Genomic DNA, 14,129 nt, shown 5'->3' on the forward strand with positions numbered 1-14,129 from the left:
CCGGACCCCGACCCGGACCCGAATCCGGGCCCGAATCCGGGCCCGGACCCCGAAACGAACCGCCGCGCGCGGGGCGTCAGCCCCGCCGCAGCAGGTAGGTGTCCATGATCCAGCCCTTGCGGGCGCGCGCCTCGGTCCGCAGCTCCTCGATCCGCCCGGACACCTCCGCCAGCTTCCCCTGCACCAGGATCTCGTCCGGCGTGCCGACGTACGCGCCCCAGTAGATGTACAGGTCCTGGTCCAGGTGGCGGGTGAACGCGTGCCGCGCGTCCAGCATCACCACCACGTCGTCCGCGTCGGCCGGCCAGCCCTCGGCCAGCCGCCGCCCGGTGGTGATCTGGACCGGGCGGCCGACCCGGTTCAGGTTCGTCCGGTGCCGGGCCAGCAGCGCCGAGATGCTGCTGACGCCCGGTACCACCTCGTAGGCGAAGTCCACCCGCCCGCGCTCGGTGACCTCCTCCAGGATCGCCAGCGTGGAGTCGTACAGGGAGGGGTCGCCCCACACCAGGAAGGCGCCGGTCTCGCCGTCGGCGAGGTCCTCCGCGATGAACCGCTCGAAGATCCCGGCCCGCGCGCTGCGCCAGCCGTCCACCGTCGGCGCGTAGTCGGCCGGGGTGCGGTCCCGGTCCGGGTCGAGGCCCTCCACCAGCCGGTGGCCGGGACGGGCGTGCTCGTCGAGCATCGCGCGCCGCAGCCCGGTCAGGTCCGCCTTCTCCTCGCCCTTCTCCAGGATGAGGAAGGCGTCCGCCGCGCCGATCGCCTTGACCGCCTGCAGGGTGAGGTGGTCCGGGTCGCCCGCGCCTATACCGATCACTGAGAACTTCTTCACCCGGCTATTCTGCCCGTCATGCGCGTCGCCCTGTTCGTCACCTGCGTCAACGACGCGCTGTACCCGGGAACCGGCATCGCCGTGGTCCGGCTGCTGGCGCGGCTGGGGGTGGACGTCGACTTCCCGGAAGCACAGAGCTGCTGCGGCCAGCCCCAGTACAACACCGGCTACCGCCATCAGGCCGAGCCGCTGCTCCGCCGCACCGCAGCGGCCTTCGCCGAGTACAGCCACGTGGTCACCCCGTCCGGTTCCTGCGCCGCGATGCTCCGCGAGCACTACCCGCGGATGGGCGCGAAGGCCGCCGCGGAGGGGCGCGGCGGGGCTCTCGCCGCCCTCGCGGCGGACCTCGCCCCGCGCGTGTACGAGCTCACCGAGTTCCTGGTCGACGTCCTCGGGGTGACCGACGTCGGCGCGTACTTCCCGCACACCGTCACCTACCACCCGTCCTGCCACGGCCTGCGCGGCCTGGGGCTCGGCGACCGGCCGCGGCGCCTGCTGGCCGCCGTGAAGGGGCTGGAGCTGGTCGAGCTGCCCGGCGCCGAGGAGTGCTGCGGCTTCGGCGGCACCTTCGCCGTGAAGAACCCCGACGTGTCCGCCGCCATGGCCGCCGACAAACTGCGCAACGCCACGGCGACCGGCGCGTCCGTCCTGTGCGGGGCGGACAACTCCTGCCTGGCCCACCTCGACGGCACCCTGCGCCGGGCCGGTTCGCCCCTGCGCGCCCTGCACCTCGCCGAGATCCTCGCCGCCACCGAAGCGGAGCCGCTGCTGTGACCGGAACCGGCCCCGGAGGGCACACCTTCGTCGGCATGCCCGCCTTCCCCGCCGCCGCGCGGGAGGCCGTACGCGACGCGACCCTGCGCGGCAACCTGCGGCACGCCACCCACACCATCCGCGACAAGCGCGCCCGTGCCGTCGCCGAACTCGCCGACTGGGACCGGCTGCGGGAGGCCGGCCGGGCCGTCAAGGACCACACCCTGCGTCACCTGGACCACTACCTCCTGCAGCTGGAGGAGGCGGTGACGGCGGCCGGCGGCACTGTCCACTGGGCCGCCGACGCCACCGAGGCCAACCGGATCGTCACCGGCCTGGTCCTGGCCACCGGCGAACGCGAGGTCGTCAAGGTCAAGTCCATGGCCACCCAGGAGACCGGCCTCAACGAGGCCCTGGAAGCCGCGGGCATCGCCGCGTACGAGACCGACCTCGCCGAACTCATCGTGCAGCTGGGCCACGACCGGCCCTCGCACATCCTGGTCCCGGCCATCCACCGCAACCGGGGCGAGATCCGCGACATCTTCGCCCGCGAGATGGGGGAGTGGGGCCGGCCCGCACCGGAGGGCATGGACGACACCCCGGCGGCGCTCGCCGAGGCGGCCCGGCTGCACCTGCGGGAGAAGTTCCTCCGGGCGAAGGTCGCCGTATCCGGGGCCAACTTCATGGTCGCCGAGACCGGCACCATGGTCGTCCTCGAATCCGAGGGCAACGGCCGCATGTGCCTCACCCTCCCCGAGACGCTCATCTCCGTCGTGGGCATCGAGAAGGTGGTCCCCACCTTCCGCGACCTGGAGATCTTCCTCCAGACCCTGCCGCGGTCCTCCACGGCCGAACGGATGAACCCGTACACCACCATGTGGACCGGGCCGGGGCCGTCGAAGGGGGCCGACGGCGACGGCCCGTCCGCCTTCCACCTGGTCCTGCTCGACAACGGCCGTACCGACACCCTCGCCGACGAGGTGGGCCGGCAGGCCCTGCGCTGCATCCGCTGCTCCGCCTGCCTGAACGTCTGCCCGGTCTACGAGCGGGCCGGCGGCCACGCCTACGGATCCGTCTACCCCGGCCCGATCGGCGCCATCCTCAGCCCCCAACTGCGCGGCACCGCCTCGGAGATCGACGCTTCGCTGCCGTACGCCTCCACCCTGTGCGGCGCCTGCTACGAGGTCTGCCCGGTGGCCATCGACATCCCCGAGGTCCTGGTGCACCTGCGCGAACGGGTCGTGCAGGGCGGCCCGGTGACCCGGGAGGGCGTACGGGTCAGGCTCCGCCCGGCCAAGGGGCACACGGCGGAACGCGCCGCGATGCTCGGGGCGACGGTGCTGCTCGACCACCCGGGCGCCCTGCGGGCGGCGGAACGGGTACTGGCCCGCACCCGCCGGTTCCGCCCGCGCCGCCTGCCCGGCCGCTCCGGCCGGGCCTGGACCGACACACGGGACCTGCCCGCATTCCCCGCGGAATCCTTCCGCGACTGGTGGACCCGGGAACGAGGCACGGAGAAGTGAGCAGCAAGGACGTCATCCTGGGCCGCATCCGGCGGGCCACGGGCAGCGACCGCGACGGCGGGGGCACGGCGGAGCCGGCCTACCGGGAGGCGTACCGGGACATCCCCCGGGACTACCTCACCGTCCATGCGGACCGCACCCCGGCGCAGCGCGCGGACCTCCTCGCCGCCAACCTCACCGAGTACCGCGCCAGGGTCCACCGCACCGACGGGGAGGGCATCGCCCCGCTCCTGGCACACCTGCTGGCCGAGCGCGGCGCGAACACGGTCCTGGTCCCGCCGGCCCTGCCCCCGCACTGGCTCTCGGCCGCAGACGCCGTGCGGATTCACGACCGGGCCGCGCAGACCACCGCCGAACTCGACGCGGTGGACAGCGTGGTGACGGGCTGCGCCCTGGCCATCGCCGAGACCGGCACCATCGTCCTGGACGCCGGACCCGACCAGGGGCGCCGCCGCATCACCCTGATCCCCGACCACCACATCTGCGTGGTCAGGGTCCCCGGCCAGGTCGTCGACTCCGTTCCGCAGGCCCTGGTCCTCCTCGACCCCGCCCGCCCGCTGACCTGGATCTCCGGCCCCTCGGCCACCAGCGACATCGAGCTGGACCGGGTCGAGGGCGTCCACGGCCCCCGCACCCTGGACGTCGTACTCCTCGCCGACTCCGCCGACTCCGCCGACCTCGGCGGCCCGGCAGAATGAGGGGATGCCCTCCCACATCGCCCTGACCGCCCTCGTCGTCGCCGACTACGACGAGGCCATCGACTTCTACACCCGCGCGCTCGGCTTCGAGCTCGCCGAGGACACCCCGCGCCCCGACGGGTCGCGCTGGGTGGTGGTCAGGCCGCCGGGCGCCAAGGAGTCCGCCCTGCTGCTCGCCCGTGCCAAGAACGACGCCCAGCGCGCCCGCGTCGGCGACCAGACCGGCGGCCGGGTCGGCTTCTTCCTCCACACCGACGACTTCGCCCGCGACCACGCCCGCATGACGGCCGCGGGCGTCCGCTTCCTGGAGGAGCCGCGGCACGAGGCGTACGGCTCGGTCGTGGTCTTCGAGGACCTCTACGGCAACCGCTGGGACCTCCTCCAGCCGGCCGGTTAGCCCGCGGTCAGCCGCGGCGCCTCCCGCGCGGCGTCGATCGGTTCCCCCCGCTCCACCCGGTGGGCCAGCTCCCCGGCCCACCGGACCAAGCCGTCCAGCTCCAACCCGTACGGCACCCTTCCGAGCCCATCGAGCCCATCGAGCCCTTCGAACCCTGCCAGTCCTCCGGCCCCGCGGCGCAGCAGCCGGGCCCCGCCCACGGCGTTCCCGCGCGCGGCATGCGTCAGCCCCACCGCGAGCTGCGCCAGCGCCCGCCACAGCCCGGCCTCGCCCGCCGGACCGGTCTTCCACGCGTCCTCGAACACCTCGTGCGCGTGGAACGGCATCCCGGCGTCCAGCAGCCGCTGCGCCTCCCGCACGGTCTCCTCCGGACTCCGCACCACCCCCTCGGGCTGCCGCGCCACCCCGGCCTCCCCGTAGGGCAGCGGCCTCCCCAGCCCGTCCCGCGGCCGCGCGCTCCGCGCCCGCCCGGCACCGTCCCTGTCCCTGTCGCTCACACCCCCATCCTCGCGCGCCGGTGACCGGTGCGTGAGCACCCTTCGGCGTGGGGTAATGTTCTTCCTGCACCGCCGCCCGGGGATCACTCCGGGTGACAGGAGCATCGGGACGTGGCGCAGCTTGGTAGCGCACTTGACTGGGGGTCAAGGGGTCGCAGGTTCAAATCCTGTCGTCCCGACCACGCGGAAACGCAGGTCGGAGGCCGTTCTCTCACTCGTGGGAGGGCGGCCTTTCGTGCGTCCGGGGCCATGGTGGTCGCAATGTGGCCGCGCGTCCGGTCCGTGGCCGGGCGGCTGTGGTGCCGAAGGCCGGCGGCGCGGGGGAGCGGAGCCGACGGAGGGTCTCGCGATCACGGTTCACCGCGGTGGTCAGGGAGGCCCATCCGGAGTCGGGGCGGGTGGCGGCCGTCGACCACTTGGACCGTCGGGCGCCGGCCTCGCTTCTCGCTCCCACGGCGATGGGAGGCCCGGCCGGACCGGCCCCCTTGTCGCGGGTCCGACCTGCCTGCGGGGGACAACGATCCGGCGGCCACGAGGTGTTGAGCGCACCGGCGAGGAGCGTTACGGCGTGAGCCAGCCGCGCAGGAGTCTGCTGACAGCGGGCATCGCCACGTACGTCATCAGCACGTTGAACACGGCGGCTGTGATCAGGCTGTTGAGCAGGAGGGGGAGTGCCGTGAGGTGCGGCATGAGGAGGAGGCCGCCGAGAACGGAGATCGGGTAGATCGCCAGTGTCGCGCTGATCGCCATCTTCCACCGGGGCGGCGCCGGCCGTGTCGAGCCCGGTTTGGCGAACCAGGTCTCCATGCCGGTCAGGGTGCGCCGGGCGATCTCGGTGTGGTGGTGTCCCTTGCAGTCGGTGAACCATGCCGCCCGCTCGGGGGACTCCTGCCAGGCGCGGCAGGCCTCCGCGTCCCGGAACCGGTGGACGAGGAACCAGGGGGCGTCGCCGCCGGAGGAGCGGAACAGGCCGTAGCCCAGGTGGCCGGGGAAAGTCGCCGCGGTTTCGAGGATGCCCTTCGCCCACTGCTCGAAGTCGGCTTCATGGCCGGGGTCGACCCGGCGGGCTATCAGAAGGGTCACCTCGCCGGTGTCGGCGGGGACGGTAGTGCGCTCAAGGCTGACCGCTGTCACACCTGCTCCTTGTGATCACGCCGCGCCCGAGCACACTCTACGCGTTGTTCCGCCGGGAGCTCAGCGTCCCAGCCGGGCGTGGAGCCAGATGTACGGGCAGTCGGCCAGCCAGTGGCGCCGGAGCCCCCGAGTCCGCCGCAGCCGCGGGAGGTCCTGAGCCCCGGCCGATCGGAAAGCTGGGCAACAGCGGGTCCTCAGTGCGATGTTCGGCGCAGGACCAGGCAGAGGAAGCCGAAGCTGTCCCGGTACCCTCGCAGCCACTCCGAACGTGCGGCGGTGGCCGTCTCCAGTACCTGTCCGGCGGCCGGATCGTCAGCGTGGTCCAGAGCCCACGCGGCCAGCGAGCCCCAGCAGGCCCACTCGTAGGCGTCCAGCTCACTTCGCGTGCTGACATGGCCGTGGACCGGGGTCCATCCGTCGGCGACGACCAGGTCCACCGTGGTCGCCAGGTCGTCGAGCTCACCGAAGATCTCCATGGCCTCCGGTGAAGGGGCCCGGTCCCAGAACGACTCACCGATCAGAACGCGGCCGCCGGGAGCCAGGTGCTCGCGGGCCGCCGCGAGTGTGGGGAGGAGACCTCCGAAGGCATGCGTGGCGCCGACGCTGATCACCAGGTCGAACGGCTGCGTGGAGACGAAGTCCGCGGCCTCCTGACGGTGGAGGGCCAGGCGCTCGCCGACCCCGAGGTCCCTCGCTGACCGGCGGGCCTGCGTCAGGGCCACTTCGGAGACGTCGACGCCCTCGGCGTGCAGCTGCGGGCGAGTTGCCAGGGCTCGCAAAAGCCACTCCGCCGTGCCGCATCCCAGGTCGAGCACCCGCTCGTCGCCCCGCGGAAGGCCGCGCGTGAGCAGCTCGCTGACCGAGTCGTCGGCGAGCGGAGACTTTATCGGGTGGTCGGCATGGGCGATCGCGGAGATCTGTTCGCGGCTCATCGGCGCAGCATGCCCCGCATCGAGCAGCAGCTCCGCGGCCACCGCCGCCCCATCCGTGCGGACCGTGTCGGCAACGGCCTTCGCTCGTGCTTCCGTCTCGGGGGTCAGGGCCGTCGCGAGTGCGGCCGACAGGGAATCGAAGGTCGGGGTCGGGCCGTGGTGGGCCACACCGATGCCCAGCTCGGCCACGCGGGCGGCCCAGTACGTCTGGTCCACGCACCGGGCCAGCACCACCTGGGGCGCACCGGCCCGGGCGGCGGTGGTCGTGGTGCCTGCGCCGCCGTGGTGTACGACGGCCGCGACCCGGGGGAACAGGGACTGGTGGTTGACGTCCCCGACGGCGAAACAGTCGTCCGCGTCGTCCGCCAGGCCCAGGTCTGCCCAGCCGCGGGAGACGAGCACGCGGCGGCCCTGCGCGCGGACCGCCTCGACGGCTGTCCGGGCGATCTCGGTGGCCGCGTTCAGTGTCATGCTGCCGAAGCCGACGTACACCGGTGGGGTGCCGGCGTCCAGGAACGCCTCCAGATCGGCGGGCAAGGGGCGTTCGTCGCGCAGGATCCACGCGCCCGTCTGTACGACGTCGAGGTCCGGAAGCTGCTTCCACGGGCCCAGGACCGGGTCCACCGCCAGCCAGGGCCGCTCGGTGAGGACGTGGGTGCGTACGTCGTCCACCGGTGCAAGGCCGATCGCCGCGCGGTGGGCGTTGAGGGGCTGCAGGTAGAGGGCGTTGGCCTTCTGGGTGTCCGGCTCCCACAGGGCCTGGTTGGCGGTCGTGTCGGGCGTGTCGGTCGTGTCGGGCTGGGCCGGCGGGGTCGGCGGGGCCGGCGGGCCGGGCCGCGGCGGCGGTACGCAGTGCGGGGAGGGCATCTCGAAGGGGTGGAAGCCCGCGTACACGTAGCGGATGCCCAGCTTCTCGGCCACCGAGCGGGCACCGGCCGGCATCAGGCCGCTCGCCACCAGCACGTCACAGTCCTCGGCGGCCTTGCCGACCGTCTCGAAGTACGCGGCGACCAGTTCGGCCGCGAACGCGGCCGCGTCCGACGGTGGCGCTCCCGTCCGCAGCGCGCGCACGTCCCGCCCGAAGGGCAGCAGCTCCGCACCGACACCGGCCAGCAGTTCGGCGAACTCCTCGTCCGGAGGTGCGCACACGCGCACCTCCGCGCCGAGATGGCGCAACTGCGCCGCCAGTCCCGCCAGCGGCGCGATGTCGCCGCGGGATCCGTACGCCACCAACAGCACACGCATGTCGTGTTTCTCATCTCTATAGGTGTCGGCATCGGCCGGCGTCGGTGCGGCAGGCCCGGGTCTTCCGTGGGCCAGGGCCGTTCGTGGGTTCCTTCGGCTCCGGTGAGCAGACGAGGCGTCGCAGTACATCGCAGCGTGGGCCTCGGCCTGCTTCGGGGCCTGGCATGGGTGCCGTCGAGCCGGTGCCCCATCAGCTTGTGCCGATGGGACGGACTCGCCGGTGATCAGTCCTCGATCGCTTGGTACAGCGTGGTCCAGAAGTCGTGCATCAGGTGGACCGAGTCGGGGGCCGAGGTGCCGACCTGGGTGAGGAGGATGCCGACGACGTTGTTGACGGGGTCGGCGTAGGTGGAGGTGCCGGAGCCGCCGTCCCAGCCGAACTGGCCGACGGGAGCGTAGTCGCCGCGGTAGGTCCGCACCGCCATCCCGAAGCCCCAGCCGCCGTGCTGGCCCTGGCCGAAGGAGATGTGGACGTTGTGGGTGGCCAGCTCGGTGCGGGCGGCGTTCTGCGCGGGGGTGAGGCGGTTGGTGGTCATCAGTTCCACCGCCTGCCTGGACAGGATGCGCTCGCCGCCGTGCTTGCCGCCGTTCAGCAGCATCCTGAAGTAGGCGTGGTAGTCGTCCGCGGTGGAGACCAGACCACCGCCACCGCCATGGAACGCCGGAGGGATGTTCCACCGGCCGCCCTTGGACTCGTCCCATACGTGGAACTCGCCGGACTGCGGGTCGGGCGCGTAGAGGACCGGCAGCCGGTCGATCCTGTCGTCCGGGACGTGGAAGCCGGTGTCCTCCATCCCCAGAGGGCCGAAGACGCTGTCGCGCAGCGCCTCCTCGAAGGTCTTGCCGGTCACCCGGGAGACCAGTACGCCGGCCAGGTCGCTGGCGATCTGGTACTGCCAGTGGTCGCCGGGCTGGTGCATCAGCGGCAGGGTGCCCAGGCGGCGCAGCCACTCGTCCTGAACGGGCATCGGTGTGGGCAGGTTGGGCGTCAGCCCCTGTGCGAAGACCTCGTTCATGATCGGCGTACCGATCGAGGTCATGTCCATACCGAGGCCGAAGGTGGAGGACAGCACGTCCCGGACGGTGATGGGACGGCGCGCCGGGACCGTCTCGTCGAGGGGGCCGTCGAACGCCTTCAGCACCTGCCGGTCGGCCAGCTCCGGCAGCCACCGGTCCACCGGGTCGTCCAGCCGCAGCCGGCAGTCGTCGAGCAGCACCATCGCCGCCGCAATCGAGACCGGCTTGGAGGTGGACGCCATCCGGAAGATGGTGTCCCTGCGCATCGGCGCGCAACCGCCGTGCTCCGTCGAGCCGAGCGTTATTACGTGGGTCTCGTCGTCCTTGCTGTACAGGGCGACGACGCCGGGGATCCTGCCGGAGTCGACGTGGCGGGCCAGCACGTCGCGGATCCTGCGCTGCCCTGAAGCGGTGAACTGGGACATGGCGGGTTGCTCCCTGGTCGGTGGAGGTGTCGGCGGAGGGGGAGGAGATGACGGATGAAGGGCGGTCAGAGGGGGCGAGCCGAGATGCCGCCGAGCCGGCCCTCGGTGCGCACCTACGCGGCGGAGGTGGCCTCGACGCGGGAGCCGGTGGGCAGCCGAACCGTCACCTCGACGGATCCGGGGTTGCCCGCTTGGCGGGCCGGGCCTCGGCGCCCTTGCGGAGCAGCCTGATGCCGGGGGCGGCGCCCCTTCGAGTCAGCGGTACGAGGTCGTCGCCGGCCGGGGCGACCTGGCAGCCGGGGCGGGTGGTGAGGACGGAGGGGCTCGGGATGCCGGTGGCCGCCGTCGTACGGATCACGGCGTGGCCAGGTCGAGCTGGAACTCGCGGGTGCGCCGGTACGACCGGTAACCGAGCGACCGGTTGACCGCGAGCATGTGGACGTTGTCCTCGGCGTTGTCGGTCTCGACTTCGGTGACGCCGGGGTGCTCGGCTCGCAGCCGCTCTGCCATCGCCGCCTTGAGCCACAGCCCCAGGCCGTGCCCGCGATGCGCCGGCGCCACCGCCGTGTCGTACTGCTGGGCCCGCTGCGGCGCGCCCCCGGGGAGCACGATCTCGGTGTAGCCGGCCATGGTGCCGTCCGCGTGGACGGCGGCGAGGGTCAGGAGAGTGTCGCCGCGTCCGGTGACCACGCGGCCCATCTCCCGTACCCGGTCGGCGTCCCAGTCGACGCGTCCGTAGTCCACATCGCCCATGGGCATGTCGTTCATCGCGTTCTTCGCGGCGGCGAAGGGCCCGGCCAGCTCGTCGGGGACCACGCCGCTCCAGCCGGTGAGCCGGTAGCCGGGGTGCTCGGCGTCGGCCATCTGACGGATTCGGGCCAGGTCCTCGTCCTTGTCGAGGGCCATGACCAGGTGGTCCAGTGTCAGGACCGCCTCGAAGCCCCAGCGCTCGGCGAAGGCCTCGCCGGGCCCGTCGGCACCGGCCGCGACGACCAGGCTGCGCCGGTCCTCCGTACGGCAGGCCGCCACGACTGCGGAGAGGAGCTGGGACCCGGTGCCGCGGCGCCGGTGCTCGGGGTGGACGTGCAGTTCGAGTTCGGCGAGGTGGTCCTGACCGGGTTGGGTGAACAGGCGCAGAGCCGCGACGCCGACGCCCGTGCCGTCCTCGGCCGTGGCCAGCCAGGTCAGCCTCTGGCTGCCGAGGGCGGGCTTGGTGAGCTGGGCGTGGACGTGCCCGGCGCTGGGCGCCGGGACCCCCGGCAGGTCGAGGGCGGTCGAGGCGGCGACGACCCGGTGCCAGGCGGCGGTCTCGGTGACGGTGATGCGGTGGAGCGGGGTGATGTGGACGCGTGCGCTCAAGGCGGCGACTCCCGGGACTGAGGTGAGGACGATGCAGGTCGGTTGAACTGAGCGGAAGCTATGGGGAACTGACCTACCGGCACATCGGTCGGTGCGACGTAATGCGACCGTCCGTGATCGGAAACCTTGGGTAGGTTGACCGCATGTTGTACGGGCGAGGGACTGAGCAAGACCGGATCGAGCAGCTGCTGGCACGTGCCCGGGAGGGTATGAGCGGGGCGCTGCTGATCCATGGCGAGGCGGGCATAGGCAAGACGGCCCTGCTGGGGTTCGCGGTCGAGGCGTACGAGGCCGCGGCGGGCGGAGCCGCCGACGGCGTGGGCCGGGTCCTGCGCACGGTCGGCATCGAGTCCGAGATGGAGTTGCCCTTCGGCGGCCTGCACCAGCTTCTGCGGCCGGTGAGCGACCACTTCGACGAGCTCCCCACCCCCCAGGCCGCCGCCCTGAAGGCGGCCCTCGGCCTGACCGGGGAGCCGGTGCGCGACCGCTTCACCGTGGGTGCGGCGGTGCTCGCGGCCCTGACCGCCGCGGCCGGCGGGGGCCCGCTGCTCTGCGTGGTCGACGACGCGCAGTGGCTGGACCAGGCGTCCCTGGACGCGCTGACGTTCGCCGCGCGCCGGCTGCACACCGAGGGCATCGTCATACTGTTCGCCGTACGCGACGGGGCGCAGGGCGGCCGGATCGCCGGCCTGCCGACGCTGCGGATCGCCGGCCTCGGCGCGGCGGCCGTCGACGCTCTCCTCACCGACCGGATCGCCGACCTCTCCCCGTACGCCCGGGGACGGATCGTGGAGCAGGCGCAGGGCAACCCGCTGGCCCTGATCGAACTCCCCACCGCGCTCACGGCCGAGCAGCGCGCGGGCCGCCTGAACCCGGTCACCCTGCCCGCGGGGCTCGCCTCGCCGGCGGGCCGGATCCAGGAGTCGTTCCAGGAACAGATCCGCCGACTGCCCGAGACCACCCGCGCGATGCTGCTCGTGGCGGCCGCCGACGACTCGGGCGGGCTCGACCTCGTCCTGCGGGCGTCGGCGCGGTTCGGTGCCACGCCGGAGGACCTGGAGCCCGCCGAACGCGCCACGCTCGTCATCCTGACCGAGCACGCCCTGGCCTTCCGGCACCCTCTCATCAGGTCGGCCACCTACCAGGACGCCGCCCTGGCCCGGCGCCTCGCGGCCCACCGGGCGCTGGCGGACGCCCTGGACGGCGCCACGGTCGCCGACGGGGCCGCCGACCGGCGGGCCTGGCACCTGTCCGCGGCCACGACCGGCACGGACGAGGCCGTCGCGGACGAGATGGTGGGCGTGGCCCGACGGGCGGGCGGCCGGCAAGGCACCGCCGCGGCCTCGGCCGCCTACGAGCGCGCCGCGCAGCTCACGGCCGACCCGGCCCGCCGGGCGCGGTTCCTGGCCGCCGCGGCCATCACCTCGGCCGAGGCGGGGCAGTTCCACCGCACGGCGGGGCTCTCCGACCGGATCAACGCCCTCGCCCTGGACCCGGCGACGCTCGCCGACTTCGCCCGGGTCCGCGCCGTCGTCGAGCTCGACCGCGGCACACCGGGCGAGGCCACCCGCATCCTCCTCGCCTGCGCGGACCGCATCGGCCCCACCGACGATCTTCCGGTGGTCCTCGCCGAGGCCGTGCAGACGGCGCATTCGGCCGGCGACCCGGACCTGCTGGCCGAGGTGGAGTCCCGGATCCCGGCGGCGGCGCCTGGTTACGCCCTGACGAGGGCGCTGGCGGAGGCGCTCGTGCTGTCGCCCGTCGGCGAGGCTGCAGGGGAGACGGGAGATCCCGGGACCGGGGACGCGGCTTCGGCCGCCCGGGCGGGTGTCTCGGCGCCCGGTCCCGCCGAGGCGAGGCCGGAGTCGATCCAGCCGGATGCGATCGTGCCCGACGACTCCAGATCCGTCGGCACAGGTCCGGAGGGCTTCGGTCTCGTCGGCACCGGGCTGTACGAGACCGCTTCCGACGACGTCGGCTTCGCCGAGAGGGCTACCGCAGGTGTGCTCGCCCAGCTGCTCGCGGATCACGTCACCGCCTACGAGACCGCCGCCGCGCACGTGCAGGAGTGCCGGGCCCTGGACGTGGCCGGCTGGCTGCACACCGCGCTGCACCACCTGGCCGAGGCCCAGCTGGCCCTGGGGCGCTTCCGCGAGGCGCAGGCCGCCGCCGAGGAGGGGCTCGCTGTCGCCGAGGAGTTCGGCCGACACCACCGGGGCACGTACCTGCGAGCGACCCTGGCGACGCTGGCCGCCCTGCGGGGTGACCAGGACGCGTGCGCCGCGTTCGCCGAGGCGGCACTGCAGCGCGCCGACGGGCACGGCATCGCCCTGGCCGCCGCGCACGCCCACCGGGCCCTCGGCCTGCTCGAACTCGGGCTCGGCCAGGCGGAGAGCGCCCTCGCGCACCTGGAAGCGGCGAGCGCGCGGGTGGGCCAGCCGGCCCTGGCGGCCTGGCCGGCGCCCGACCTCGTGGAGGCCGCGGTACGCGCCGGGCTGGCGGACCGGGCGGCGGAGCCGCTGGCGCGCCTCGCGGACTGGGCGGCTGTTGCCCGGCACCCGACGGCCACGGCCCTGCTCCGCCGCTGCCAGGCACTCACCGGCACGGACAACGATGCCGAACGGCACTTCAGCGAGGCACTGGCTCTGCACGACGAGGCGCAGCTGCCCTTCGAACGAGCCCGCACAGAGCTCTTGTACGGCGAGTGGCTGCGCCGAGAGCGGCGCCGTACCGATGCCCGCCGCACCCTCCGCGCCGCGCTGGAGACCTTCGAGGAGCTCGGCACGGAGCCGTGGGCCGCCAGAGCCCGCACCGAACTCCAGGCCACGGGCGAGCAGATGAGCGGGAACGAGACGGCGAACGTGCCCCTCCGTCGCCTCAGCCCACAGGAGCGCGAGGTCGTCCGCCTGGCCGCCGCCGGCGCAACCAACCGCGAGATCGGCACCGCCCTGTTCCTGAGCCCGCGCACGGTCGGCCACCACCTCTACCGGGCCTTCCCGAAGCTCGGCATCACCTCCCGCACGGAACTCCCCGGACTCCTCGACCGGGCCGACGAGGCGGAGGACTGAGCCGAGTCCGCGGTCGTCGGCCTGAGCTCCAGGAGGGGACCTCGTGTCAACGGCGCCGGCGTGGCCTGCGCGTCCCGCCGCACCGGGTCATGCGCTACCCATCGGACGGTCAGGTGCGGACGGCCGGGACGTGGGGCCGCTGGATGTCCTCGGGGTGGGCCGTGTGCTGCACGGCCTCCTGGCAGGCGATAAACGACCGTGGAGAAGGCCGGCTCGGAGCGGCGGACCATGTGTTCTCGGTGACGCCGGAAC

Annotated in this window: 12 protein-coding genes, 1 tRNA gene and 1 pseudogene; 6 read left to right on the top strand and 8 right to left on the bottom strand. The window is 73.4% G+C overall.

Features of this window, described 5'->3' with window-relative positions:
- Positions 1-76: 76 nt before the first annotated feature.
- Positions 77-829, bottom strand: a complete 753-nt coding sequence (gene cobF, locus ACGFQ9_RS05310; RefSeq protein ID WP_393571379.1) for a precorrin-6A synthase (deacetylating) — start codon at positions 827-829, stop codon at positions 77-79.
- An 18-nt stretch (positions 830-847) separates the two neighbouring features.
- Here cobF and ACGFQ9_RS05315 point away from each other — a divergent pair, with 18 nt between their 5' ends.
- From ACGFQ9_RS05315 to ACGFQ9_RS05330, 4 genes are read left to right on the top strand one after another with little or no spacing between them, the layout of a single operon-like run.
- Positions 848-1,603, top strand: coding sequence for a (Fe-S)-binding protein (locus ACGFQ9_RS05315; protein ID WP_393571381.1), 756 nt, complete (start codon positions 848-850; stop codon positions 1,601-1,603).
- 35 nt (positions 1,604-1,638) lie between these two features.
- Entirely contained in the window at positions 1,639-3,105 is a 1,467-nt protein-coding gene (locus ACGFQ9_RS05320; protein ID WP_393571865.1) for a lactate utilization protein B, read from the top strand.
- A complete protein-coding gene (locus ACGFQ9_RS05325; RefSeq protein WP_393571383.1) occupies positions 3,102-3,803 on the top strand; it encodes a lactate utilization protein C in 702 nt (233 codons plus the stop codon). Before ACGFQ9_RS05320 ends, ACGFQ9_RS05325 begins: the two co-directional genes overlap by 4 nt.
- A gap of 4 nt (positions 3,804-3,807) precedes the next feature.
- Positions 3,808-4,200 (top strand): VOC family protein, encoded by a 393-nt coding sequence (locus tag ACGFQ9_RS05330; RefSeq protein WP_393571385.1) that lies wholly within the window; start codon positions 3,808-3,810, stop codon positions 4,198-4,200.
- On the opposite strand, the gene ACGFQ9_RS05335 is transcribed toward ACGFQ9_RS05330, so the two are convergent.
- The gene (locus ACGFQ9_RS05335; protein WP_393571387.1) at positions 4,197-4,697 is read right to left on the bottom strand and encodes a DUF309 domain-containing protein; all 501 of its coding nucleotides are present in this window, start codon (positions 4,695-4,697) and stop codon (positions 4,197-4,199) included. The genes ACGFQ9_RS05330 and ACGFQ9_RS05335 overlap by 4 nt on opposite strands.
- Before the next feature lie 105 nt (positions 4,698-4,802).
- Between ACGFQ9_RS05335 and ACGFQ9_RS05340 the strand changes: the two genes are divergently transcribed.
- Positions 4,803-4,879, top strand: a tRNA-Pro gene (locus ACGFQ9_RS05340).
- A gap of 379 nt (positions 4,880-5,258) precedes the next feature.
- On the opposite strand, the gene ACGFQ9_RS05345 is transcribed toward ACGFQ9_RS05340, so the two are convergent.
- The 6 genes and pseudogenes from ACGFQ9_RS05345 to ACGFQ9_RS05370 all read right to left on the bottom strand — a co-directional run bounded on the left by ACGFQ9_RS05345 (position 5,259) and on the right by ACGFQ9_RS05370 (position 10,809).
- Positions 5,259-5,831 carry an antibiotic biosynthesis monooxygenase gene (locus ACGFQ9_RS05345; protein ID WP_393571388.1) on the bottom strand — a complete coding sequence of 191 codons (573 nt, stop codon included), beginning with the start codon at positions 5,829-5,831 and terminating at the stop codon, positions 5,259-5,261.
- A 194-nt stretch (positions 5,832-6,025) separates the two neighbouring features.
- The gene (locus tag ACGFQ9_RS05350; protein WP_393571867.1) at positions 6,026-6,763 is read right to left on the bottom strand and encodes an SAM-dependent methyltransferase; all 738 of its coding nucleotides are present in this window, start codon (positions 6,761-6,763) and stop codon (positions 6,026-6,028) included.
- Between the two features lie 18 nt (positions 6,764-6,781).
- Positions 6,782-8,008: pseudogene (locus ACGFQ9_RS05355) on the bottom strand (glycosyltransferase); the annotation flags it as partial.
- Positions 8,009-8,232: 224 nt separating this feature from the next.
- Entirely contained in the window at positions 8,233-9,450 is a 1,218-nt protein-coding gene (locus ACGFQ9_RS05360; RefSeq protein WP_393571390.1) for a serine hydrolase domain-containing protein, read from the bottom strand.
- Between the two features lie 163 nt (positions 9,451-9,613).
- Positions 9,614-9,808, bottom strand: a complete 195-nt coding sequence (locus ACGFQ9_RS05365) for a hypothetical protein (RefSeq protein WP_393571392.1) — start codon at positions 9,806-9,808, stop codon at positions 9,614-9,616.
- Positions 9,805-10,809, bottom strand: coding sequence for a GNAT family N-acetyltransferase (locus ACGFQ9_RS05370; protein ID WP_393571394.1), 1,005 nt, complete (start codon positions 10,807-10,809; stop codon positions 9,805-9,807). The genes ACGFQ9_RS05365 and ACGFQ9_RS05370 overlap by 4 nt, the downstream gene beginning before the upstream one ends.
- A 143-nt stretch (positions 10,810-10,952) precedes the next feature.
- Here ACGFQ9_RS05370 and ACGFQ9_RS05375 point away from each other — a divergent pair, with 143 nt between their 5' ends.
- Positions 10,953-13,877, top strand: a complete 2,925-nt coding sequence (locus ACGFQ9_RS05375; protein WP_393571396.1) for an AAA family ATPase — start codon at positions 10,953-10,955, stop codon at positions 13,875-13,877.
- Positions 13,878-14,129 lie beyond the last annotated feature (252 nt).

Source organism: Streptomyces sp. NPDC048603 (assembly GCF_043199475.1).
Lineage (GTDB): Bacteria > Actinomycetota > Actinomycetes > Streptomycetales > Streptomycetaceae > Streptomyces.

Excerpts from the sequence above, each read along its gene's own strand:
- ACGFQ9_RS05350 (WP_393571867.1), bottom strand. The coding sequence starts at position 6,763 with ATGAGCCGCGAACAGATCTCCGCGATCGCCCATGCCGACCACCCGATA.
- ACGFQ9_RS05315 (WP_393571381.1), top strand. The coding sequence starts at position 848 with ATGCGCGTCGCCCTGTTCGTCACCTGCGTCAACGACGCGCTGTACCCG.
- ACGFQ9_RS05320 (WP_393571865.1), top strand. The coding sequence starts at position 1,639 with ATGCCCGCCTTCCCCGCCGCCGCGCGGGAGGCCGTACGCGACGCGACC.
- ACGFQ9_RS05360 (WP_393571390.1), bottom strand. The coding sequence starts at position 9,450 with ATGTCCCAGTTCACCGCTTCAGGGCAGCGCAGGATCCGCGACGTGCTG.
- ACGFQ9_RS05375 (WP_393571396.1), top strand. The coding sequence starts at position 10,953 with ATGTTGTACGGGCGAGGGACTGAGCAAGACCGGATCGAGCAGCTGCTG.
- ACGFQ9_RS05330 (WP_393571385.1), top strand. The coding sequence starts at position 3,808 with ATGCCCTCCCACATCGCCCTGACCGCCCTCGTCGTCGCCGACTACGAC.